Origin of the sequence: Niveispirillum sp. (genome assembly GCF_017996735.1) — a bacterium.
Taxonomy (GTDB): Bacteria; Pseudomonadota; Alphaproteobacteria; order Azospirillales; family Azospirillaceae; genus Niveispirillum.
Genome location: NZ_JAGOGJ010000006.1, coordinates 97284 through 121108 on the forward strand (window position 1 = coordinate 97284; position 23825 = coordinate 121108).

The following is a 23825-nucleotide window of genomic DNA, read 5'->3' on the forward strand; positions in this document are numbered from 1 at the left end:
AATTCGACAAATAAGTCGTGATGGCATACGGAAATAGATGAATACCGGACCCGATCCCGAATGGGACCTGTATCGCAGTTTTGCGTCCGTGCTGCGCGAAGGGTCGCTGTCGGCGGCGGCGCGGGCACTGGGCCTGACGCAGCCCACCCTGACCCGCCATATCGACGCGCTGGAACGGGGCCTGGGCCTGACCCTGTTCACCCGGTCGCAGCGCGGGTTGCTGCCCACGTCGGCGGCGCTGGAACTGGCACCCTATGCCGATCATATCGCGGCGACGGTGGCGGCATTGCGCCGGGCCGCCGGCGGACAGGGCGGGGCCGTGCGCGGCACGGTGCGCGTAACCGCCAGCGAGGCGGTGGGGGCGGAGGTGCTGCCGCCCATCCTGGCCGACCTGCGACAGCGGCACCCCGATCTGGTGGTGGAGCTGCAATTGTCCAACCGGGTGCAGGACCTGTTGCGCCGCGACGCCGATATCGCGGTGCGCATGGTGGAACCGGGGCAGGACAGTCTGCTGGTCCGCCGGCTGGGCTTCATCCGCCTGGGCCTGTTCGCCCATCGCCGCTATACCAACCGTTGCGGCATCCCGGCGGATGTGGCAGCGCTTCACGGTCATGCTTTGATCGGTCCTGACCAGGAAGCGCCCTTCGTGCGGGTGGTGAAACAGGCGCTGCCCTTCCTGACGGAGCTTCGCTTCACCTTGAAGACCGACAGCGATCTGGCGGCCCTGGCCGCGATCCGCGCGGGCTATGGCATCGGCATCTGTCAGACCGGCATCGCGGCCCGCGATCCGGACCTGATACCGGTCCTGCCCGGCGTGCTGGACCCGCTGCCCCTGCCGGTCTTCGTCGTGATGCATGAGGATCTGAAGGCCACACCCCGCTGCCGCGCGGCCTTCGACCTGCTGGCATCGGGGCTGGCGGACTATATCAGGACCTGCTGATCACTTGGTCCCGAACAGCCGGTCGCCCGCATCGCCCAGGCCCGGCACGATATAGGCGTTTTCATTCAGGTGGCTGTCCAGTGCGGCCGTATAGACCGGCACATCGGGATGGGCGGCGTGGAAGGTGCGCACCCCTTCCGGTGCCGAAACCAGGGCCATGAAACGGATCTGGCTGTCATCCACGCCATGGCGGTTCAGCACATCGACCGCATGGATCGCGGAATGGCCCGTGGCCAGCATCGGGTCGACCAGGATGAAGACGCGGCCCGCCGCGTCCGGCAGCTTCACCAGATATTCCACCGGCCGCTTGGTGTCATGATCGCGGTAAAGGCCGATATGCCCCTCGCGCGCGGCGGGCACCAGTTCCAGCAGCCCTTCCGCCATCACCAGCCCGGCACGCAGGATGGGCACCACGGCCAGCTTCTTGCCCTCGATCACCGGGGCATCCATGGGGCAGAGCGGGGTTTCGATCCGTTCCACGGTCAATGGCAGATCGCGGGTCAGTTCATACCCCATCAGCAGCGCGATCTCCCGCAGAAGCTGCCGGAACCCCATGGTCGACCGGTTCTTGTCGCGCATGCAGGACAGCTTGTGCTGGATCAGGGGATGGTCGAGGACGAAAAGATTGGGAAAGTCGCTGGTCATGACCCGGTTCCGGCAGGATAGGATATGGACGCCACCATAGCGGCATCGGGCCCGTCCAGGCCAGTCCCGCCGATCCTGGCAGTTTTCACCCCCTTGCCTTCCACCCGATCAGGCCAACTTTTATCTCATGGTCACCCAGCCCTCATCCTTTCCGGCCACGGCCCTGCGCCGATCGGTCGTCGCCCATCTGGCGGCGGCCCTGCCGCTGCTGGTCGCGGCGGGGTGGATGCTGGGCCGGGGGCTGGATCTTCCCGCGACCTATCCCTTGTCCGTTCTGGCGGCCTTCCTGCCCGTTCTCTGGTTCGCGCTGACCCGGCTGGGTGCCCATAACGGGCCGGGCTGGGGGGATGCCAACCGTGTCACCCTGCTGCGCTCCGGTCTTTTGGCCCTGGTGGGGGGAACCCTTCCCTTCGCCCATGTGTTGGACACAAACCAGACCTGGACCGTGGCGGTGATCGCCATCACGGCGCTGGCGCTGGACGGCGCCGATGGTTGGCTGGCGCGGCGTCAGGGATTGTCCAGCCCCTACGGCGCCCGCTTCGACATGGAGATGGACACGCTCTCCATCCTTTACCTCTGCCTGCTGCTGTGGTTGTCGGGGGAGGTCGGGATGTGGGTGCTGCTGTCGGCCCTGCTGCGGCCGCTATTCGTGGCGGGGGGCATGCTGCGGCCCTGGTTGAACCGGCCCCTGCCCTATAGCAGGCGTCGGCGGGCCGTCTGCATGGTTCAGGTGGGGGTGTTGGCCTGTGCCGTCACGCCCATCCTGGGGCCGCCGCTGACCGGGTTTGCGGTGGGCGCAGCCCTTGCGCTTTTGCTTTTCTCTTTCAGCGCCGATACGGTTTGGCTGATCAGCCACCGCAGCGACGCCGGTGGAACAAAAAATGGATAGCATGGTTCTGGAATACGCCTCTGCCGATCACGCCACCCCGCCGGACCATGCGGCCCAGCGCGCGGTGGACCGTGCCTTGTCCGACCTGCGTCGGGGAGAGGTGGTGGTGATCACGGCCGAGGATGGCAGCGCCCTTCTGGCCATGGCGGCCGAGGCGGTGACCACCCAGGCCCTGAACCATCTGGCACAGCTTGCCGGCAGCGCCCCCACCCTGGTGGTGACCGGGCAACGGGGCCGTTCCCTGGGCCTGGACGTGCCCATCGACCGGCCCGTGCGCATCGCCCCGCCCGCCGGCCTGACCGCCGATCTGGTCCGCGACCTGTCCGACCCCACCCGCCCGGCCCGCGCCGGACAGGGGACCGGCGCCACCTCCCTGCCCGGCGGGGCGGAGGGGGCGGCCACCATCCTGGCCAAGATCGCCCGTCTGTTGCCCGCCGCCATCGTGGCGCCGCTGCCGGTGGCGCGCGGCGGTCTGGTGGATGGCAGCGGCTTTGCCCGCCGGCATGATCTTCTGTGCGTGCGCGCCGCCGATATCGTCGATTATCGCCGCCGGTCGGCCCGCAGCCTGGCCCGCGTGGCAGAGGCGTCGGTCCCGCTGGAGGATGCGGAACGTACCCGCATCGTGGCCTTCCGGCCCAGCGATGGCGGGCCGGAACATCTGGCCATCGTCGTGGGCGATCCCCCGCCGGGACAGCCGGTGTTGACGCGGCTGCATTCGGAATGTTTCACCGGCGACCTGCTGGGGTCCCTGCGCTGCGATTGTGGCCCGCAACTGCGCGGCGCCATCAAGGAGATCGCGACGGCCGGTGCCGGCATCGTCCTGTATCTGGCCCAGGAAGGGCGCGGCATCGGCCTGATGAACAAGCTGCGCGCCTACCGGCTGCAGGATGGCGGGCTGGATACGGTGGATGCCAACACGGTGCTGGGCTTCGACGCGGACGAACGCGTCTATCTGCCGGCAGCCAGCATGCTGCGCCAGATGGGCTATGCCCAGGTCCGGCTGATGACCAACAATCCCGACAAGATGGCCCAACTGGCCGCGTCGGGGGTGGAGGTGGTGGAACGTGTCCCCCACATCTTCCCCGCCAATGGCCATAACGAAGCCTATCTGCGCACCAAGGCGGAAAAGTCGGGCCATCTGTTCTGACCACCGCCTGGGGGCGACACCCGGCAGAATCCGCCGCCCCGGACTTGGCACGCGACCTGCATTGATCTTCCCGAACCGGGAGGAACGCCATGCCGCCAAGCGCCATCCATATGGACCATGTCCGTGCCAAGACCCTGCAGGTCCCCGCCGCCTCGCTGGAGCGCCCGGCGGGTGCCGAGCCTGCCAAGGTCGAGACGGCCGCCAAGGGTGACAAGAGCGACAAGGCCGAAAAGGGCGAGGGCATGTCCTTCTGGGACGTGCTGGACGTGGTGAACCCCCTGCAGCACATTCCCGGCGTCAACAAGATCTATCAGGCCATCACCGGCGACACGATCCGCACCCCGGCCAAGGTTGCCGGCGCCGCCCTGTTCTTCGGCCCCATCGGCATGGCCGTGGCCAGCGCCGACGCCATCCTGGAAAATGAGACGGGCAAGGATGCGATGGACCATGTGGCCAGCGCCCTGGGCCTGGAAAAAGACAGCCCCGCCGCCCCGGCGGAGGATGATCCGTTCACCGTGACGGCCCCCCGTCCGCAACTGGCCGCCGATATAGCGGCGGAGCCGGCCCCCGCCACCCCGGCAACGGTGATCGCCACGGCGGGGCAGCCCGGTCAGCCGGTCGAACTCTCCGCCGGGCAGGCCGCCCTGCTGGAAAGCCTGATGGGTGGTGGGCAAGCTTTGCCCAGTGCCGCCCCCACCACGGCAGCCCTTGCCGCCCCGAAGCCCGTCGCCGCCACGCCCGGCATGGCTGCCACCACCACCTCCACCTCCATCAGCGCCCGTGCGCCGGCCGCGGGCGGCATCGCCACCGCGCAGCAACTGAAGGAACTGGAGACCACGCCCGGTGCGTCCGCCGCCCTGACCGCCGCGCGCGGCATGGGTCAGGCCGCCATCGTGGCCAGCCTGCCGGCCCCCGGTGCCGCCGGGGCCGGCGACAACCTGCTGGCCGCCATGGAGCAGGACCAGCAGCGCATGAAGGCCCCCAACGCCGGCAAGGGTCTGGCTGAATACCGTGCCGCCGCCATTTCCAGCGGGTCGATGCAGGTGAAGCCGGTCGTCGCGTCGCGTGCCAACCAGATGGTGCGGGCCGCCGGCGCCAATATGCCGGGCGCGGCCATTCCCACCCATTCCGTGAACACCGCCCGCACGGTCCAGCCGCAGACCAATGTCACCGCCCCGGCGCCGGCGACAGCGATACCCGTGGTTCCGGCACCCGCCACCGCAACGCCGGCCAGCAACCAGACGCAGCAGCAGCCCGAGGCTTGGCCGCCGGGTGGGGCCACGCCCCTGCCCAAGGAACTGATCGCCGACATGATGACCCGCGCCATGGACAAGTATCAGGCGCAGGGGCGGACCGGCACCAGCGGCGGCAGCACCGTCCACTGACCCTTTGGGTCAACCGCATGACGGTGGCGGACAGTGACGGGACCGGGCCGCCCGGACCCGTGCGGCACATGCAGCCCCCGTGATACTGACAGGCCCGATCGATCTTCCTTTCTCGATGAGGAATATTGAGAAATCGAACACGTCAATGGCACATATCGACATAACGAACGGATATTATCCCCACCTACAAGACAATTTATAAAAATATTTAAAAGAAAAAATCCTAAATAGTTCCATAAATCACAAGGTTTCGTTTTGGGCATTCAACCCGCCTGCCATCCCGCCCCGCCATGACATGGCCCGCGGCAGATGGATTTCCGCCACGCAACCCCGACATCTTCGGCTTTCAGGGGGGCGTGCACCATGGCTACGCTGACGGTAAAATCCGGCTCGACCGACGACATTCCCCCGTGTGCAATGGCACCAGATAGGCTATGATTGTTGTCAATCACACACCCCTTGGGATGCACCGCCGGTGGCCGCTCGCCTGTCGCGTCGTATGCTGTTGACGGCCGCCCTGACCGGGTTGGCGCCGATGCCACGTGTGGTGGCAGGTCACGCCCGCCTGCGCGTCGGTTTCGTCAATCCCGGCCGGGCTGGTGACCGGTTCTGGCAGATGGTCCACCAGGCTCTGCTGACGGCCGCCAGCCATTTCAACATCGAAATAATCACCGAATTCGCAGAACGAGATCGGCACCGGATCATTTCCGCTGGTCGGGATATCCTGACCCAGCGGCCCGATTACATGCTGATCGTGAACGAACATCGCACGGCCGTGCCCCTGATGACCGCAGCCCTGGAAGCCAGTGTGCCCTGCATGCTGGTGTTGAGCGGCCTGACGGCGGAGGACATAGCCGTGCTGGGCCGCCCCCGCGAACGGTCGCCGCTGTTCCTGGGCAGTTTGCTGGCCGACAATTTCGGGGCTGGAGCCTTCATGGCCCGCGCGCTGCTGGCCGATTGCCGGCACCGGCATGGAACAGAAAGCCCCGTTCCGCTGCTGGCACTGGGTGGGGTGGCGGCAACACCGGCGGGACGGGAACGGCTGGACGGGCTGCAACAGGTAGTGGCCATGGATGGCGCGGCACATTTGCTGGACAGCGTCACCTTGAACTGGAGCCGGGATGAGGCACGCGACCGCGCGGCGTCGCTGCTGCGCCGGCAGCCGCAGACACGCGGCATCTGGTGCGCCAACGACGACATGGCGCTGGGCGCGCTGGATGCCTTGACGTCCCTGGGCATGGAACCGGGGCGCGACGTTTCGGTCGTGGGCCTGAACTGGCAGGAGGAGGCGCTGCACGAGGTGGCGGCCGGCCGTGTCGTCCTGTCCATGGGCGGGCATTTCCTGCTGGGGGCCTGGGCGCTGGCCATGGTGCGCGATCTGGCCGACGGCAAGGATTTCGCGGAGGCCGGGGGCACGGAGCAGTATCTGAGCCTGTCCCCCCTGCGCCGGGAACAGGTCGGCCCCTATCTGGCCCGGTTCGGCGGTGACGGCTGGTCACGCATCGATTTCAACCGGCTGCGGCAGCACAAGGGACGGTACGATCTGTCGGTCGGTTCGGTGCTGACGGTTTGACCGCCACGGGATAGGCTGCACGCCCTTTCCCATCACCAAGGTCCGTTGCCCGTGCGCCCCGTGTCCGCCATTCTGATCCTGTTCCTGGCCCTGCTGGTGGCCGCGCCGGCACAGGCCGCTCCCGGCAAGGGGGACGACGTCCAGCGGCTGGAAAAGGCCCGTATCCTGATGGAATTGTCGGGCAGCCAGGCGCTGGCCGACCAGACCCTGCTGGCCGTCACCCGCCAGGCAGAGGAACTGATGGCCCATGAGAATCCGGGACGGGAGGCGGAGGTGACGGCCCTGGTGCGCGACCATTTCCTGCCCAAGGCGCGCGCCGCCCTGCCGGACCTGTCGCGCGGCATCACGGGCCTTTACGCCGCCCATTTCACGGCCGCCGAACTGGACCAGATGATCGGCTTCTACCGGTCGCCGGCGGGGCGGAAGCTGGTGGCCCTGTCCCCCATCATCATTGAACAGAGCATGTCGCTGGGTCAGGCCTGGGCCGAGGGGGTTGCCGACCGGGCCTGGGACAGTTTCACCAGGGCCGCGCGTGACCGCGGCCTGGCGATCCCAAAACAGCTTTGAGCCTAATACCATGTGTGGACGGCCCGTTGGGAACAAGGGGTAGGCGAGATGATTTGTTCGGGTCGAATGCGTTCATGTGTCCGGCCTTTTTGAGCGGCCCATGACCGCTGGCCCAGATGGGTTCCGCCAAGCGACTTCCAAACAACGGTCAAGAATTTTGACCGTTAGTATTACCCCTTCACCGCCCTTACCGGCGGCATGGCGTTGCAGACATCGGTGTGGCCAGACGCGCGGATGAAGAAATCATCCTGGCGGAAACGGCGGGCGTCGCGCCATTGGGTATAGGTCGCACTCTGTCCGGACAGGACCTCGATCTTCTCCCGCTCCGCCTCCGGCACATCGGCGGCCAGACGTACGGATGTGATGGGCACGCGCTGTTCCACCTTCTCATAGAAGCCCAGCGTGCCCGTGCCGCGCGGCAGCGCCGTCAGCAGTTCCATACCCTTCAGCACGCGGCCCACCAGGGTGATGATCCGGTCCAGCGGGCGCGGCGAATGGCCGATCACCGTGTACAGTTCGGCCCCGCTGCCACTATCCAGGGCCAAGCCGCGCCCGACGCCGACAATGCCATAGCAATGTGTCATCCAGGCCTCCCCCGTCTTGGGATCACGGGCGGCGGGGAAGATGTCGGAGATGCCAACCTCCGGCGCATAGGCATCGGGGTCGGGCAGCCTGGCAAAGGGCAGGGTCCTGGCCCCGTCCTTGACCGTGAATTCCGGGGCCAGCTTTTCCAGCGCCGTCTTCATCGGTTTGGGCGTTTCTTCGGGCATGCCCCATTGGGTGACGTAATTATCCTGCACGCGGACGATGAAGGTCCCCTCGTACCAGTTTTCCCGCGCCAGCTTGCGCATGTTCTCCACATGCACGGGGGCGAAAGCGGGGGCCAGTTCGATCACCACACGACCGCCGGGCAGGTCCATATAGAAAGTGTTCTCCGGCACCGGCGCCCGCCAATCGCCGGCGGGCGATGCCGCCAGCACCTCCGCCGGCGTCGGGCGCTTGGGCGCCTCCTGGGCGGCTGTAGGCAGGGACAGGGCCAGCAGGGCGGCCGTGGCAAGCAGGGTCAGGCGCATGGGGCTTCTTCTTTATGGATTGCCGAGGGCGGCAGCATCCCAGAAGCCCCCGGTCCCATCAAGGGGCGCTGACCACCTTGCCCGTGAACGGGTTCCAGCCCTGGGCCGCCAGCACCGCCCAGGCCGTGGCACCCAGATGCGGCTGCCGGTAATAGAAGAAGTCGGCTTCCCGGCTGTCGGGTCCGATGGCGAAACCAGTGGAAACCTTGTTGCCGCGCGTGGCCCAGAGATAGCCGCCGGGGCTGATATCATAGACCAGCGTGGCCAGAAGCCTTTCCGCCCGATCCTGGTCGCCAATGGCGGCCCAGGACAGGGCCGCCTGCGCCGTGCCCTCCACCCAGACCCCGTCACGGTCGCCGTTGAAATCATAGCCGCCGGCCACGGCATGCACCTTGTCGGCCCGGTCCAGTCCCCGGCCCCACTCACGCGGCGACTCGGGCAGCAGCAGCGGCCACAGCAAAGCGTCCAGACCGGAATTGCCGTCATTGACCGTCAGGCCATCGGGCAGGGTGCCGGTCGGGAAATAGCCGGCATCCGCCCGCCACATCGCCTTCAGAAAGCCCAGTGCCGTCGCCTTGCCGGCCGCCCAGTCGCCCCCCGGCACACCGGCCCGTTCCAGCCAACCGAACAGGGCAACAAGGTCGGTATTATGCTCCACCGATTTCCAGGTCAGGGCCTGTGCCCCCACCCCGTCGCCATGCACCCCACCCGTGAAGCCGCCCGGCCCCTTGTTGTCGCTTGTATTGGCCAGGACCCAGGCGCCCAGTTTCGCCGCCCCCGCGCGGTATTTCGGCTCGTTCAACGCATCGGCCAGCGTCAGCAGCGCCAGCCCCGCCCAGGCGACATTGCCGGTGGCGGTGCCGACCTGATAGGCATCCTCCTCCCAGCGCTGCGCCTTCTGGTTCCACCAGCCATTGGGCGGGATGGGGAATTCCTGCTGCGGCCCGGCGCGATAGGTGGTGCGCAGCCGACCCTGCGGCCCCGCCCGGTCGCTGTCGACCGCCGACAGCAGCGCGTCGCCGATACGCCTTGCCTTGCCCGCGCGGCGGCAGGCGACCAGGGCGATGGTGGCCAGCGCATTATCATAGGTGAAGGCGGCATTCTTCAGTGCATCGTCGGCGGGGGCCCCAGCCCCCGAGGGATGATCGAAACTGCGCAGAAAGGCCGGCCCCTTGCCCGGTAAGGCATCGATCGCCACCGTCAACGACCCGCACAGCCGGCTTTCCAGCAGGGCCGCCGGCTTCGGCGCCCCCTCCCCCGGTCCCGCCGCACAGGCGGGCAGGGTCAGGCAGGCAACCAGCAGGGAGGCGATGCACCGGCGTATCATTCGGCGCGCTTGGGCGGCAGAAGGGAATCGATCGGCAGGCGCAATGCCCCGGCAATGCGGGTAATGGCATCAAGGCTTCCTGTCTTGCGACCCGCCTCGATCTCACAGAGGTAAGAGGCTGAGACGCCAGCCGACTGCGCCAGGGCCTGCTGGGTCAAGCCCCGGTACTGCCGGAAGGCTCGGACCGGCTGCATGCCATCGATAATCTGTTCCACCAGCTCAATGGGGAATGCCTCTTCCTCTCCGCGTTGCAGGCGGGCCAGGGCTTCCCGGCTTTCCACGAGGTCCTGTGCGTCCTCCAACGCTTCCAGAAGTGCTTCATAGTCGGCTCGGTGAAGGGTCACCGTCTCCGCATCCTGATGCACCGGGTGCAATGTGAAGGCATTCATCGGTAAACCTCCCGACGGTTGCCGACCTGGGTGATCGTGACCGTCATGACACCATTGTCGATCGGGTACAGCGCGCGCCAATCCCCGTGCCGGATGCGGCCGGCACCATCGCCGAAGGACTTTGCCCAGGGATGCCGGGCATAAGGATCGGCGGCGAATAGGTACAGTTTCTCCAGCATCGCCTTCGCATCATGCTTGGGCATGCCCAGAAGGTCTTCTGCGCAGCGGACAGGATAATCAGCTTCATCCCCATCATCTTCGCCAATAGCGAAGATGATGGCAAGAGAGGATCCTATCCCCGGACCCTCAGCCCCGCCGCCAGTGTCTCCACCAGTTCGGCCATCATCAGTTCGGGGTCGGCGCTGCTGACCGGGGCCAGGTTGCCGGAGACGATACCTTCCACCAGGCCGTTCACGGCGGCCCAGGTGGTGGCGGCCGCCCGTTCCAGCCGGTCGGGGCTGGCATGGGGGATCAGGGGGGCCACCGCCATCTCGATCCCCCGCCGCAGCCGCACAATCCGTTCCAGCAGCCAGTCGGGCAGCGGTTCGGTCAGGACGGGCGGGCGGTTGTCGATCAGGGTCTGGAACAGGTTCAGGTTGGAGCGCGCGAAGGTCAGATAGGCATTGGCCAGCGCCAGCAACCGCGTTTCGACGGCGGCGTCGGGCGGAACGGCATCATCCGCCGCCGCCATCACCACCTGCAACCGGTCCAGCAGTTCGGCATTCAGGTGAAGGCGCACCGTATCCAGATTGGGATAAAGGTTGTAGAGTGTTCCAACGGAACAACCCACAGCCTGGGCCAAAGTCCTTGCTGTCAGGGCGGCCAATCCGTGGTCGGCGACGAGCTTGCGCGCCTCATGCAGGACGGCTTTGGCGAGTTCGGCACGCGGCTGACGGCTCATCGGCGATTTTTCCCTGACTTTCCCTGGATTTGGCCCCGGTCGACACTATGTTTAACACGGATGTCTTGTTTTCAATCGACCTTTGTCCGGATAGTCATGTTACCCGTGCTCACGGCAAAAGGCTGCCACGGCAGACCTGCATATTGATGACACCGATGCACTGACGTAAAACCGTCGCGGATTCTACAAGCCTTTGCACCCGGCCCCGGTGGGAAACACCGCGGCCTTTCCCACCGGAACCCCAAATGGCCCCCTACGATCAAGCCCCGAGCGAGCGCCTGTCCTTCCTCTTCGGCGCCAACGGCACCTTCATCGCGGAACTCTACGCCCGTTACCGGCAGGACCCGAATTCGGTCGATGCCAGTTGGCAGTCCTTCTTCGCCGAATTGGGCGATGACGGTCACGCCATCCTGGCCGAACTGAACGGTGCTTCCTGGGCGAAGACGACTGCCAAGGTGATCGGGGCCGCCGATCCGGACGCCCCGCCGCCGGCCAAGCCCGGCAAGGGTGACAAGGCAGCCCCGACCCCGGCCGCCGCCGCCCCGGTGGTTCAGGGCTTTACGCCCGAACAGGTGCGCGCCGCCCAGCTTGACAGCCTGCGCGCCCTGATGCTGATCCGTAACTACCGTGTCCGCGGCCATCTGCTGGCCAAGCTGGACCCGCTGGGCATGGACAAGCGGGCCGAGCATGCGGAGCTGGATTACCGCCATCACGGCTTCACCGACGCCGACCTGGACCGCCCGATCTTCATCAACAATGTGCTGGGGATGGAAACCGCCACCCTGCGCCAGATCGTGGACGCGGTGCAGCGCACCTATTGCGGCTCCATCGGTGTGGAGTTCATGCATATCCAGGACCCGGAGCAGAAGGCCTGGATCCAGGAGCGCATCGAAGGTATCCGCAATCAGACCGACTTCACCATCAATGGCAAGAAGGCCATCCTGCAGCGCCTGACGGCGGCGGAAGGGTTTGAGCGCTTCTGCCAGGTGAAGTGGACGGGCACCAAGCGTTTCGGCCTGGAAGGCGGCGAAGTGCTGGTGCCGGCCATCGAGCAGGTGATGAAGCGCGGCGGCCAGATGGGCCTGAAGGAGATCGTGCTGGGCATGGCCCATCGCGGCCGCCTGAACGTGCTGGCCAATGTCATGGGCAAGCCCTTCAAGGCCATCTTCAGCGAGTTCCAGGGCAACCCCGCGAACCCCGAGGACGTCCAGGGCTCCGGCGACGTGAAGTACCATATGGGTACCTCCAGCGACCGTGACTTCGACGGCAACACGATCCACCTGTCACTGTCGCCCAACCCGTCGCACCTGGAAGTCGTGAACCCGGTCGTCTGCGGCCGCGTGCGCGCCAAGCAGTGCCAGATCTCCGGTCAGGTGCCGCCGTCGGACGAAAGCCGTTCCAACGTGCTGGGTGTGCTGCTGCATGGCGACGCCGCCTTCGCGGGCCAGGGTCTGGTGCCGGAAACGCTGCTGCTGTCCGAACTGAAGGGTTACCGCACGGGCGGTATCATCCATTTCATCATCAACAACCAGATCGGTTTCACCACCGCCCCGCAATACAGCCGTTCCGGCCCGTATCCGACGGAAGTGGCCAAGTCGATCCAGGCCCCGATCTTCCATGTGAACGGCGACGATCCCGAAGCCGTCATCCATGTCAGCCGCATCGCCATCGAATTCCGTCAGAAGTTCCTGAAGGATGTCGTGGTCGATATCGTCTGCTATCGCCGCCAGGGCCACAATGAAGGCGACGAGCCGGCATTCACCCAGCCGCTGATGTACAAGACCATCGCCAAGCAGACCACCACCCGCGCGCTCTATGCGCAGCAGTTGGTGAATGAGGGCGTGATCAGCCAGGCCGAGGGCGACGCCTATGTCGCCGAATTCACTGCCCAGATGGAGCAGGAATTCCAGGCCGCCACCTCCTACAAGCCCAACAAGGCCGACTGGCTGGAAGGCAAGTGGTCGGGCCTGACCCCGGCCCCGGCCGATGTGGCGCGCGGCAGCACCGCCGTCGGACTGGATGTGTTGAAGGAAGTGGGTCTGGCGCTCTGCAAGACGCCCGCCGACTTCAACGTCAATTCCAAGGTTGCGCGTCAGTTGAAGGCCAAGCAGGACGCCATCCTGTCCGGCGAGGGTATTGATTGGGCCACGGCGGAAGCTCTGGCCTTCGGTACCCTGCTGATCGAAGGCAATCCGGTCCGTCTGTCGGGTCAGGATGTGGGCCGCGGCACCTTCTCGCACCGCCATTGCGTGCTGGTCGATCAGGTGAACGAGAACAAGTTCGTTCCCCTGAACTATATCCGCCCAGGCAGCCAGGCCAGCTTCGAGGTCCATGACAGCCCGCTGTCGGAAGCCGCCGTTCTGGGCTTCGAATACGGCTTCTCCCTGACGGAGCCGCATGCCCTGACCATCTGGGAAGCGCAGTTCGGCGACTTCGTGAATGGCGCCCAGGTCATCATCGACCAGTTCATCAGTTCCGCCGAATCGAAGTGGCTGCGCATGTCCGGTCTGGTCATGCTGCTGCCGCACGGCATGGAAGGCCAGGGTCCGGAGCACAGCTCCGCCCGTCTGGAGCGGTTCCTGCAGGGGTCCGCCGAGGATAACTGGCAGGTCTGCAACATCACGACGCCGGCCAACTATTTCCACGCGCTGCGCCGTCAGATCCGCCGCGAATTCCGCAAGCCGCTGATCGTCATGTCGCCGAAGTCGCTGCTGCGCCACAAGCTGGCCGTGTCGCCGCTGGACATGTTCTCCGCCGACCAGACGTTCCACCGCGTGCTGTATGAAACGGGCGTCGATCTGGTCGCCAATGACAAGATCCGCCGCGTCGTCATCTGCTCCGGCAAGGTCTATTACGACCTGTATCAGGAGCGGGAGAACCGGGGCGTCAAGGATATCGCCATCGTCCGTCTGGAACAGCTTTATCCGTTCCCCGGCGACGCGCTGGCCCTGGAACTGGCCAAGTACCCGAATGCCGATGTCGTCTGGTGTCAGGAGGAATCGGAGAATCAGGGTGGCTGGCTGTTCGTCGACCGCCGTATCGAAAAGGTGCTGACCAGCATCGGCCACAAGGCGGGCCGTCCGAAATATGCGGGCCGTCCGGATTCGGCCGCCCCCGCCACCGGCATGCTGAAGCGCCACAACCAGGAGCAGGCAAAGCTTCTGGACGACGCGCTGACGGTCTGATCCGCCGGTTCCCCATCCTCGACAAAGACCATCCAAACACGAAGGCCACAGATTATGGCGACGGAAATCAAGGTGCCCACGCTGGGCGAATCAGTCACGGAAGCGACGGTTGCCCGCTGGCTGAAGAAGGTCGGCGACGCGATCAATGTCGATGATCCGCTGGTGGAACTGGAAACCGACAAGGTCACCCTGGAAGTCAACGCCCAGGCCGCCGGTACGCTGGCCGAGATCGTGGCCGCCGAGGGTGCGAATGTCGCCGTCGGCGCCCTGCTGGGCGTGATCGGTGAGGGTGCGGGCGCCGCCCCGGCCCCGGCCGCCGCTCCGGCTGCTGCCCCGGCCCCGGTTGCCGCCGCCCCGGCGGCTCCCGCCGCTGCCGCCCCCGTGTTCCCGGCCGCCGCCAAGATCGCCGCCGATAACGGCATCGACACCGGCGCCATCGCGGGCACCGGCAAGGATGGCCGCGTGACCAAGGGCGACGTCCTGGCCGCCATCGAAACGCCGAAGGCTGCCCCGGCCCCGGTGCCGGCGCCCACCCCGAAGGCCGCTCCGGCCCCGTCGGGTCCGCGCGCCAAGGCCGACCTGGAAGAGCGCGTGCGCATGACCCGTCTGCGCCAGCGCATCGCCGAGCGTCTGAAGGAAGCGCAGAACACCGCCGCCATGCTGACCACCTTCAACGAGGTGGACATGACGAACGTGATCGCCATGCGCAACCAGTTGAAGGACGCGTTCGAGAAGAAGCACGGCGTGAAGCTGGGCTTCATGTCCTTCTTCGTGAAGGCCTGCCTGGTCGCCCTGAAGGAGCTGCCGGCCGTCAATGCCGAGATCGACGGCACCGATCTGGTCTACAAGAACTACTATGACATCGGTGTTGCCGTCGGCACGCCGCAGGGTCTGGTGGTTCCGGTCGTCCGTGATGCCGACAAGCTGTCCTTCGCCGGCGTGGAAAAGACCATCGGCGACCTGGGCAAGAAGGCCCGCGACGGCAAGCTGTCGATGGAAGACCTGTCGGGCGGCACCTTCACCATCTCCAACGGTGGTGTCTATGGCTCGCTGATGTCGACCCCGATCCTGAACACGCCGCAGTCGGGCATCCTGGGCATGCACAAGACCATGGACCGCGCTGTCGTCGTGAACGGCAAGGTCGAGGTTCGCCCGATGATGTATCTGGCGCTGTCCTACGATCACCGCATCATCGATGGCCGCGAGGCTGTGACCTTCCTGGTCCGCGTCAAGGAATGCATCGAGAATCCGGAACGCATCCTGCTGGATGTCTGATAAACCTGCGGCGTGGGGGCGGTCTCGACCGTATCCCCGCCGAGATGAAAAGGCCGCTCCCACCGGAGCGGCCTTTTTTCTGCGCGCATCGCCAGCCACCCATGGTCCGGCCATATCACAAAAAAGGCCACACCCCGAAAGGTGTGGCCTTTTTGTATCCGGGTAACTGGCGGCCGGTCAGCGCGGCGCCAGCACCATGATCATCTGCTTGCCTTCCAGCTTCGGCATCTGTTCGACCTTGCCCAGGTCGTCCAGCGCTTCCCGCACCTTCACCAGAACGGCCATGCCGATATCCTGGTGGGCCATTTCGCGGCCGCGGAAACGCATGGTGACCTTGACCTTGTCGCCCTCTTCCAGGAAGCGGCGCATGGCCTTCATCTTGATCTCGTAATCGTGCTCGTCGATGTTCGGACGCAGCTTGATTTCCTTGACCTCGATGATCTTCTGCTTCTTGCGGGCCTCGTTGGCCTTCTTCTGCGCCTCGTACTTGTACTTGCCATAGTCGAGGATCTTGCAGACGGGCGGATCGGCGTTGGGGCTGACCTCGACAAGGTCAAGCCCGGCCTCTTCCGCGGCATACAGGGCGTCGCGCAGGCTGACGACACCGACCATCTCACCCTCGGCATCGACGAGGCGGACGGAACGGACGTTGATTTCGCGGTTGATGCGGGGACCTTCGCGTTGCGGTTCGCGGTCCTGGGAGGTAGGCCTGGCTATGGAAACTTCTCCTGTTTTCCTGGGACGGCCGCCCGGCAGGCAGCTTTCAGTGCCGAAAGGCGGGCGGCGCGTCCGTTACATTGTTGGTTAGAGACTTTTAGAACGCAGAATCGGTTGAGGATGCGTCCGCGGGCGGACGGGCCTCTTCCGACAGATTAGCAATGGCGGCGTCAAGGGCAAGGATTTCCTGCGCATTGGAGCCAAGACGACGCATGGCGACGGTTCCCTGCTCCGCCTCACGCGCGCCGACGACCAGCATGACCGGCACCTTCTGGAGCGAATGTTCGCGGACCTTCAGGTTGATCTTCTCATTTCTGGTGTCAAGCTCGACCCGCAGGCCGGCGCGGCGTAGCTTGGCCGCCACCTGTTCGGCATAGCTGTCCGCGTCCGACACGATGGTGGCCACGGTCACCTGAGTGGGGGCCAGCCAGAGCGGGAACTTGCCGGCATAATGTTCGATCATCATGCCGATGAAGCGTTCCAGGCTGCCCAGGATGGCCCGGTGCAGCATGACGGGCCGGTGCTTGGCGCCATCCTGGCCGATATAGGAGGCGTCCAGCCGTTCGGGAAGCTGGAAGTCGAGCTGCAGGGTCCCGCACTGCCAGGAACGACCGATGGCGTCGGTCAGGTGGAACTCCACCTTGGGGCCATAGAACGCGCCTTCGCCGGGCAATTCCTCGAATTCCAGGCCGTTGGCGCGCAGCGCCACGCGCAGGCTTTCTTCCGCCTTGTCCCAGGTGGCGTCGTCGCCCAGACGGTTGTCTGGGCGCAGGGCCAGCTTCACGGCGATCTTGTCGAAGCCAAGGTCCTTGTAGACCCCCAACTGCAAAGCGAAATATTCTTTCGCCTCGCTGCCGACCTGATCCTCGGTGCAGAAAATATGCGCGTCATCCTGGGTGAAGTTGCGCACGCGCAGGATACCGTGCAGGGCGCCCGACGGTTCATTGCGGTGGCAATTGCCGAATTCGGCCATGCGCAGCGGCAGGTCACGATAGGATTTCAGTCCCTGGCGGAAGATCTGCACATGGGCGGGGCAGTTCATGGGCTTCACGCCCAGGAACTTCTCCGTCCCGTCCTCGGCCACGGACTCGCGGACCTTGAACATGTTGTCGCCATACAGGTCCCAGTGGCCCGACGCCTTGAACAGGCTCGAATCATAGAGCTGCGGCGTGCGCACCTCGACATAGCCGGCAGTGACCAGCTTGGCACGGATATAGTTCTCAAGGCTCCGGTACAGCGCCCAGCCCTTGGGGTGCCAGAAGACCGAGCCGGTGGCCTCTTCCTGCACATGGAACAGGTCCATCTCGCGGCCCAGCTTGCGATGGTCGCGCTTCTCGGCCTCTTCGATCTGGTGCAGATGTTCGGCCAGTTCCTTCTCGGTCCGCCAGGCGGTGCCATAGATGCGCTGGAGCATGGCGTTCTTGGCATCGCCGCGCCAATAGGCGCCGGCCACCTTCATCAGCTTGAAGGCATGGCCCACACGGGACGTGCTGGGCAGGTGCGGGCCACGGCACAGATCGTACCATTTGCCCTGGCGATAGATGGTGATCGTCTCCGACGCGGGCAGATCCTCGATGATCTGGGCCTTGTACTTCTCGCCGATCGACTTGAAATGCTCAATCGCCTCGGTCCGGTCCCATTCCTCGCGCGTGAAGGGACGGTTCTCGTCCACGATCTCATGCATGCGCTTTTCGATCTTCACCAGATCGTCGGGCGTGAACGGCGTGTCGCGGGCGAAATCGTAATAGAAGCCGGTGGCGATGGCGGGGCCGATCGTCACCTGCGTGCCGGGATACAGTTCCTGCACGGCTTCCGCCATGATGTGGGCTGCGTCGTGCCGGATCAGGTCCAGCGCGTCGGCCTCGTTCTTGTCCGTGATGATGGCCAGATTGCAATCCGCCTGAAGGGGCAGAGCCAGGTCACGGACAACGCCGTCGATCTTCACGGCCAGGGCGGCCTTGGCGAGCGACTTGGCGATGGAGGCGGCCACGTCGGCCCCGGTAGTGCCCTGCGCATAGGTCCGCACGCTGCCATCGGGCAGCGTAATGGCAACCTGGGCGCTGGAAACGGGCACTTCAGCCGATGACATGGCTTTTCCCCTGTGAGGAGTTGAAATAAGGTCGGACCGCGACTTTTGACCGCGCGGGCACCGGCGGTCAAGCGCGGGAGATGGGCGAATTTCACATGGAAGGGAAGGGGTTTCAGTGGGGAGCCGCCATTTCGCCCTTCGTTTGCGGCGCCCTTTCCGGTAAACGGGTTCGACGGTCACCATGATGCGGCAACCAGGGGCCCATGCGCGAACGGTCACGGCGGATAGTCAGGTCTCTCGCAGCGCTGATGCTGGCATTGCTGCCCGTGTCCGGCGCAGGTGCGGCGGAACCCCGCCTGATCGGCGTCTTCCGCGACTGGAACGCTTTCCGCCTGGACGAGGCGACGGGGCCCGTCTGCTGGATGGTGTCGCGGCCCAAGAAGATGGAAGGCGATTTCACCAAGCGCGGCGATGTCTTCCTGCTGATCACCCACCGGCCGGCCGAACGCAGCTATGATGTGGTGAACTTCATCGCCGGATATCCGTTCGCCGACCATGCCGAGGTGACGGTGCAGGTGGGTAAGCAGAGCTTCAAGCTGTTCAGCAAGGATGAACAGGCCTGGGCCCGTGACGAGAATACCGACCGCGCCATCGCTCAGTCGCTGCGCCTGTCCTCCACGCTGGTGGTACGCGGCACCAGCTTGCGCGGCAGCCGCACCACCGACACGTTCAGCCTGGCCGGCAGTACCGGTGCCTATCAGGCCATCGGCGATGCCTGCGCCGAACGGGCCCCGGCCCCGGAACCCGCACCGCCACCGGCGCCGTAGGTCAGTTGCCCTCCGGCTTGCGGCAGATATCCCTCAGCGCCCGCCATTCACCCTCTTCCAGCACCGCGCCCGCCGTCTGGCCACCGGCCGCCCGCTGCAGGGTGTTGATGCGTTCCGACAGGGTCGGGTGGCTGCCCATCCATTCGACCAGCGCGCCGTCGGCCTCGGGATGCTCCGTCCGGATCGTCTCGAACAGGCGGGCCAGCGGCAGGGGCGAGACGCGGGCCTGGGCCAGGACATCGATGGCAAAGGCATCGGCCTGACGTTCCTGATCCTGGCTGAAGTCCGACTCCACCATCTGGCTGACCCCCACGGCCAGGGCGCCGCCGCCGATATCACCCACCACCATGGAAATCAGCGCCGAACTGAGGCTGTAGCGCATCACGCGTTCCATGGAATGGCCGTGATGCAGGTGCCCCAGCTCATGCCCGATGACGCCCAGGATGGCGTCCGGCCCGTCGGCCCGGTCCATCAGCGCCGTGGTGACGCTGACATGGCCACCCGGCAGGGCGAAGGCATTGGGCAGGTCGCTGTCGATGACATGCAGCCGCGCGGTCCCGGCCATCGGACCCAGCCGGCCCGCCAGCTTTTTCAGGGCCGCAACACCGCCGGGGGCGGCGCATTGGGCGTTGCCGTCCTTACGCGTCAGCAGGGTGGCGGCGATGGTCTGCACCTGATCGCCGATGCGGGCCTGCCAGGAGGCCGGCACCAGCGGGGCCAGCATGCCGGCCATGGCCGGGATCACGAATTGCACCAGCAGGACCAGGGACAGCACAGCCCCTACCAGCCAGACCGGCAGCGGCAGGTCGCGGCGTACCCGATGCTCCCGCTGGGCCGGCTGCTGCATGCCGGCGGCATGGGCCCGGCGCAGCAGGATATCAGGATCGTCCAGCGCCAGGACGGCATGCGCATCCGCAGCCAGTCCCACACGCATGCGGCCATCGGGAAAGTCACCCGGTATGGGGGCCACATCGCGCCAGGACCAGCGGTCCAGTTCCCGCCCATCCTCCCGCTCGATCACCAGCCACTGGTCCAGGAAGGTGAGACGGACCGCGATGGCGCGGCCCGTCTGCCGGTCTTCATACTGTGCCTGCATGCCCGTCACGCGCCGATGCCGATATCGCCGATGGCGTCGGCCAGCCCCTCGCCCCGCGTCGGGGCCGGCTGACCCCGGTTCAGCAGGTCATCCAGCACGCCCATATTGCGCAGGCGCAGGTGACGGCCGATCTGACGCAGCACCTCCACCTGGGTCCAGGCCACGGAAATCAGGCTGTTCAGGGAAAGGAACACCACCATCAACACCAGCGGCAGCAGGAACAGTGCGGTATTGCCCGGACCCAGCGCCCGGACAAAAAATACGCCGACCGCCACCATCAGCACCAGGCTGACCACATAGACCAGGGTACCGACCAGCGGGATATAGAGCACCTGACGGGTGCGCAATGGCAGGTTGAACAGCATGTCGCCCAACTGCGTTGCCCCCAGGAAGGCGATGGAACGGCGTATCGCGTAGAGGAAGAAGCCCGCCGTACCCAGCGTGATCAGGATGGCGGCGACAATCCACACGGTCGGTTCGAATGCCGGCATGGGGCCAGGATGAACCCCGGTCACCTGCGCCTCCTGTACCGCCGCCGACCAAGTCATGAGGGGCATGAAACCCACGATCATGGCCCCATAGCCCACAACGAACAGCAGCCAGCTTGGCAGATAGACAGACCAGAGGCCGGCGCTGGTCGCCGTGGCACGGAACCGTTCGGTGCCGAACCAGCTTATACCGGTGCGGTAATTATACATCCTGGCATCCAGCTTTGGCTGTAACAGGCCGAACGACACCAGCACCAGCAGATAGGCATTGAGGTGTTTCAGCATGAACCGGCCCAACTCCCGGTCCTGCCCGCCATGGATGCCGCGCCAGCGGGTGCGGGTCAGCAGGTAGCGGCGGGCAAAATACATGGCCATCAGGCCCAAAAGACCGGCCCCCAGCGCCACCACAATCTGAAAAGCGAACCGCTGACCGAACGCCGCGGGCGGGATCATGGCGTTCAAAATGGCGATGATCACGCCGAAGGGCAACAGCGCCACCAGCGCCACCAGAAAGCCGATGAACAGTTCCTTGCCCGTGCCGGTATAGACAAACGCGTCGCCGCGCAGCGACACCGCCCCCCACAGGACCCGCCGCACCTTGGTCCGCGCCCAGAAGCGATAGAAGCCCAAGGTCAGGATGGTCAGCAGCGTATTCAGCAGCAGCAGGCCGATCAGCGGTCCCCGTGGCAGGTGGACCTCGATCCCCCCATCGGCTGGCGGCGGCCCATCGGCGGCGGGGCTGTCAGGATCATGGGCCAAAGGCAGGCTGGTCAATTTTTCCCCCCGGAATGGAATTACCCCCTGATTATGCGGGTCACGCAGGGCGCGGTAAAGCGTCGCGGGGCAGGGACACGTCGATTTTTCCATTTCTTTCAATGACATACACACGTGTGGGGAGTTCGGCGCCTTGATGCCGTTCATTGGATTTGCGAATCGCTCTCAATGGCATCTTGACAGGTGGGGGAGGCGGGCCGACATATCGGGCGACCCTTCGGCCGTCTGGCAGGCGGCCCCGCCAGCAGGAGCAGAAAATGAAAATGTTCGCCCGCCGCACCCTTCTTCGCACCATGACACGCCAGGTGGCTGCGGCCGGCCTGGGTGTGGCCATGCTGTCGCTGCCGGCGCTGTCGGCGGGTGCGGCCGAGGTGAATATCTATTCCTCGCGCCATTACGATGCCGACAAGCTGCTCTATGCCGCGTTCGAGAAAGAGACGGGCATCCAGGTCAATGTCATCGAAGGCAAGGATGACGAACTGATCGAGCGGCTGAAGGCCGAGGGGCGCAACAGCCCGGCCGATGTGCTGCTGGCCGTCGATGCCGGCCGCCTGTGGCGCGCACAGGATGCGGGCGTGCTGCAGCCCGTGAAGAATGCCGTCCTGGAAAAGGCGGTGCCGGCGGAATATCGCGAGAAGGACGGCTACTGGTTCGGCCTGTCTGCCCGCGCCCGCGTCATCATCTATAACAAGGAGACGGTGAAGCCGTCCGACCTGTCCACCTATGAGGATCTGGCCGATCCGAAATGGAAGGGTCGCCTGCTGGTCCGGTCCTCCACCAATGTCTATAACCAATCGCTGACCGGGTCGATCCTGGCCGCGCACGGGCATGACAAGACGGAAGCCTGGGCCAAGGGCATGGCCGACAATTTCGCGCGCAAGCCGCAGGGCGGCGATATCGACCAGATCAAGGCCGTGGCCGCGGGCGAAGGCGATCTCGCCATTTCCAACACCTATTATTTCGCCCGCATGCTGAATTCCAGCAACGCGGCGGAGAAGGCGGCGGCCCAAAAGGTCGGCCTGTTCTTCCCCAACCAGGGCGACCGCGGCGCACATGTGAACATTTCCGGCGCGGGCGTCGTGAAATATGCCCCCAACCGCGACAATGCCGTGAAGTTCCTGGAATTCCTGGCCAAGCCAGAGGCGCAGAAGATCTTTGCCGAAGCGAACTACGAGTTCCCGGTGGTGGCCGGCATCCCGTCGCACCCGGTGGTCGCCGCCTGGGGTGACTTCAAGCGCGACAGCCTGAATGCCAGCATCTACGGCAAGAACAACGCAGAAGCGCTGAAGATCATGGACCGGGCCGGGTGGAAGTGAGTTTCTGGGGGCGTTGAACCCTCACCCTCCCGTTGGCTGACACCAACGGGCCCCTCCCTCTCCCACTAGCGTGGGCGAGGGGTGTAAATCAGGAATATGGTTCGCCCCTCGCCCGCTTGCGGGAGAGGGAGGGGCCCAAGCCGGGAGGCTTGGGAGGGTGAGGGATCGGCAGCAGGGCCGTTCAGAACCCCGCCTCGACCGCCCCGACCTTCACCCCTGCCCGGTTGCGCAGGGCGGGATTGACCAGCGGCTGCAACGCCGTCCAGTCGGCATCACTCAACATCCCCAACCGGCGCAGCACGGCGGCCATGGCGGGGCCGGCGGCGCGTTTGGCGCCATCATCGATTTTCACAGCAATGGCGATGCCTTCGTCCGGGATGATCCCGACGCTGACACCTTCCGCCCCGGCCTTTGACAGAATGCGGCTGTCCAGGGCCCGCATGAACAAAGTGTCGAAGCCTTCCGTCCCGCTGATCAGGTCGGGATGGGCACCCCAAGCGGCCAGCAGGCGCTGCGCCGCGTCGGCACGGGCGGATGGCAGGTCCTGCGGATCGGCCATGCGGGCCATGCCAAAGGCCAGCGCCTCCAAAGGTAAACCGATCGTGGGGATGGAACAGCCATCCACGCCCCAGGGCGCCCCCGTCAGATCCTGCGCCGTCATCTGCTCCATGACGCCCAGGATGCGCTGCTGTACCCGGTGCTGATAATTCACATAGCCACGGACGGCCTCCCCCCGATGCAGGGCGGTGGTCAGCATGCCGGTATGTTTGCCCGAGCAGTTATTGTGCAGCGTCGTCGGCTCCTCCCCCCGGCGCAGCATCGCCTCCCAGGTCGGGACCGAATAGGGGGCATGGCTGCCGCATTCCAGATGGTCGGGCGTCAGGCCGATGCGCGACAGCCAGGCGGCCACGCGGGTGGTGTGGATCGGCTCCCCATCATGGCTGGAACAGGCCAGCGCCAGTTCCTCAGGTCCCAGGCCGAAGGCGTCGGCGGCCCCCGTTTCCACCAGCGGCAGGGCTTGCAACGCCTTGTTGGCGGAACGGGGGAAGGTGACGGCCTTCACATCGCCGAAACTGGCCAGGACATGGCCATCGGCCCCCACCATCACCGCGCGACCGCGATGGATGCTTTCCACCAGCCCGCCACGCGTCACCTGGACCAGGATGGGGTTGGCGCTGTCATCGGGCAGGCGCACGGCCACCGCACCGGCAGGACCGGATTCAGGATGATGGTGGCCACAGCCGGGGCCGTGGATATGGGGCGGATTGGGATCGGGAATGAC

The 23825-nt window shown here is 65.6% G+C and carries 21 protein-coding genes; 10 read left to right on the forward strand and 11 right to left on the reverse strand.

Features of this window, described 5'->3' with window-relative positions; genetic code table 11:
- Nucleotides 1–37: 37 nt before the first annotated feature.
- Nucleotides 38–940 carry a LysR family transcriptional regulator gene (locus tag KBA48_RS04215; protein WP_292903744.1) on the forward strand — a complete coding sequence of 301 codons (903 nt, stop codon included), beginning with the start codon at nucleotides 38–40 and terminating at the stop codon, nucleotides 938–940.
- Here the strand turns inward: KBA48_RS04215 and upp are convergent, their stop codons facing one another.
- Nucleotides 941–1585: a uracil phosphoribosyltransferase gene (upp, locus tag KBA48_RS04220; RefSeq protein WP_292903745.1), complete on the reverse strand. Its 645-nt coding sequence runs from the start codon at nucleotides 1583–1585 to the stop codon at nucleotides 941–943.
- Nucleotides 1586–1712: 127 nt separating this feature from the next.
- On the opposite strand from upp, the gene KBA48_RS04225 reads away from it, so the two are divergent.
- The 5 genes from KBA48_RS04225 (at nucleotide 1713) to KBA48_RS04245 (ending at nucleotide 7146) form a co-directional block, all read left to right on the forward strand.
- Nucleotides 1713–2474, forward strand: coding sequence for a CDP-alcohol phosphatidyltransferase family protein (locus tag KBA48_RS04225; RefSeq protein ID WP_292903746.1), 762 nt, complete (start codon nucleotides 1713–1715; stop codon nucleotides 2472–2474).
- 1 nt (nucleotide 2475) lies between these two features.
- Nucleotides 2476–3621 carry a GTP cyclohydrolase II gene (ribA, locus tag KBA48_RS04230; RefSeq protein ID WP_292903762.1) on the forward strand — a complete coding sequence of 382 codons (1146 nt, stop codon included), beginning with the start codon at nucleotides 2476–2478 and terminating at the stop codon, nucleotides 3619–3621.
- Between the two features lie 89 nt (nucleotides 3622–3710).
- Complete coding sequence (locus tag KBA48_RS04235) at nucleotides 3711–5006, forward strand: hypothetical protein (RefSeq protein WP_292903747.1); 1296 nt, start codon at nucleotides 3711–3713, stop codon at nucleotides 5004–5006.
- Nucleotides 5007–5481: 475 nt separating this feature from the next.
- On the forward strand, nucleotides 5482–6579 hold the full coding sequence (locus KBA48_RS04240) for an ABC transporter substrate-binding protein (RefSeq protein WP_292903748.1): 1098 nt from the start codon (nucleotides 5482–5484) through the stop codon (nucleotides 6577–6579).
- 51 nt (nucleotides 6580–6630) lie between these two features.
- Nucleotides 6631–7146: a DUF2059 domain-containing protein gene (locus KBA48_RS04245; protein ID WP_292903749.1), complete on the forward strand. Its 516-nt coding sequence runs from the start codon at nucleotides 6631–6633 to the stop codon at nucleotides 7144–7146.
- Between the two features lie 170 nt (nucleotides 7147–7316).
- Here the strand turns inward: KBA48_RS04245 and KBA48_RS04250 are convergent, their stop codons facing one another.
- The 5 genes from KBA48_RS04250 to KBA48_RS04270 form a co-directional block, all read right to left on the reverse strand.
- Nucleotides 7317–8219: a peptidylprolyl isomerase gene (locus KBA48_RS04250; protein ID WP_292903750.1), complete on the reverse strand. Its 903-nt coding sequence runs from the start codon at nucleotides 8217–8219 to the stop codon at nucleotides 7317–7319.
- Between the two features lie 58 nt (nucleotides 8220–8277).
- Nucleotides 8278–9546: a hypothetical protein gene (locus tag KBA48_RS04255; RefSeq protein WP_292903751.1), complete on the reverse strand. Its 1269-nt coding sequence runs from the start codon at nucleotides 9544–9546 to the stop codon at nucleotides 8278–8280.
- Nucleotides 9543–9935 (reverse strand): helix-turn-helix transcriptional regulator, encoded by a 393-nt coding sequence (locus KBA48_RS04260; RefSeq protein WP_292903752.1) that lies wholly within the window; start codon nucleotides 9933–9935, stop codon nucleotides 9543–9545. Before KBA48_RS04260 ends, KBA48_RS04255 begins: the two co-directional genes overlap by 4 nt.
- The gene (locus tag KBA48_RS04265; protein WP_292903753.1) at nucleotides 9932–10138 is read right to left on the reverse strand and encodes a type II toxin-antitoxin system RelE/ParE family toxin; all 207 of its coding nucleotides are present in this window, start codon (nucleotides 10136–10138) and stop codon (nucleotides 9932–9934) included. Before KBA48_RS04265 ends, KBA48_RS04260 begins: the two co-directional genes overlap by 4 nt.
- A gap of 89 nt (nucleotides 10139–10227) precedes the next feature.
- Entirely contained in the window at nucleotides 10228–10836 is a 609-nt protein-coding gene (locus KBA48_RS04270) for a TetR/AcrR family transcriptional regulator (RefSeq protein WP_292903754.1), read from the reverse strand.
- Nucleotides 10837–11081: 245 nt separating this feature from the next.
- Here KBA48_RS04270 and KBA48_RS04275 point away from each other — a divergent pair, with 245 nt between their 5' ends.
- A complete protein-coding gene (locus tag KBA48_RS04275) occupies nucleotides 11082–14021 on the forward strand; it encodes a 2-oxoglutarate dehydrogenase E1 component (protein WP_292903755.1) in 2940 nt (979 codons plus the stop codon).
- Between the two features lie 54 nt (nucleotides 14022–14075).
- Nucleotides 14076–15296, forward strand: coding sequence for a 2-oxoglutarate dehydrogenase complex dihydrolipoyllysine-residue succinyltransferase (odhB, locus tag KBA48_RS04280; RefSeq protein ID WP_292903756.1), 1221 nt, complete (start codon nucleotides 14076–14078; stop codon nucleotides 15294–15296).
- A gap of 177 nt (nucleotides 15297–15473) precedes the next feature.
- On the opposite strand, the gene infC is transcribed toward odhB, so the two are convergent.
- On the reverse strand, nucleotides 15474–16013 hold the full coding sequence (gene infC / locus KBA48_RS04285) for a translation initiation factor IF-3 (protein WP_292903763.1): 540 nt from the start codon (nucleotides 16011–16013) through the stop codon (nucleotides 15474–15476).
- Between the two features lie 97 nt (nucleotides 16014–16110).
- Complete coding sequence (gene thrS, locus KBA48_RS04290) at nucleotides 16111–18102, reverse strand: threonine--tRNA ligase (RefSeq protein ID WP_292903757.1); 1992 nt, start codon at nucleotides 18100–18102, stop codon at nucleotides 16111–16113.
- Between the two features lie 248 nt (nucleotides 18103–18350).
- Between thrS and KBA48_RS04295 the strand changes: the two genes are divergently transcribed.
- Nucleotides 18351–18869 carry an invasion associated locus B family protein gene (locus KBA48_RS04295; RefSeq protein WP_292903758.1) on the forward strand — a complete coding sequence of 173 codons (519 nt, stop codon included), beginning with the start codon at nucleotides 18351–18353 and terminating at the stop codon, nucleotides 18867–18869.
- A 1-nt stretch (nucleotide 18870) separates the two neighbouring features.
- Here KBA48_RS04295 and KBA48_RS04300 read toward each other — a convergent pair whose 3' ends face one another.
- Complete coding sequence (locus tag KBA48_RS04300; RefSeq protein WP_292903764.1) at nucleotides 18871–19965, reverse strand: M48 family metallopeptidase; 1095 nt, start codon at nucleotides 19963–19965, stop codon at nucleotides 18871–18873.
- A gap of 5 nt (nucleotides 19966–19970) precedes the next feature.
- Entirely contained in the window at nucleotides 19971–21227 is a 1257-nt protein-coding gene (locus tag KBA48_RS04305; protein WP_292903759.1) for a DUF898 family protein, read from the reverse strand.
- Nucleotides 21228–21484: 257 nt separating this feature from the next.
- On the opposite strand from KBA48_RS04305, the gene KBA48_RS04310 reads away from it, so the two are divergent.
- Nucleotides 21485–22543, forward strand: coding sequence for a Fe(3+) ABC transporter substrate-binding protein (locus KBA48_RS04310; RefSeq protein WP_367273807.1), 1059 nt, complete (start codon nucleotides 21485–21487; stop codon nucleotides 22541–22543).
- A gap of 181 nt (nucleotides 22544–22724) precedes the next feature.
- On the opposite strand, the gene KBA48_RS04315 is transcribed toward KBA48_RS04310, so the two are convergent.
- The coding region (locus KBA48_RS04315; RefSeq protein WP_367273808.1) for an asparaginase at nucleotides 22725–23825 on the reverse strand (1101 nt) is incomplete at its 5' end.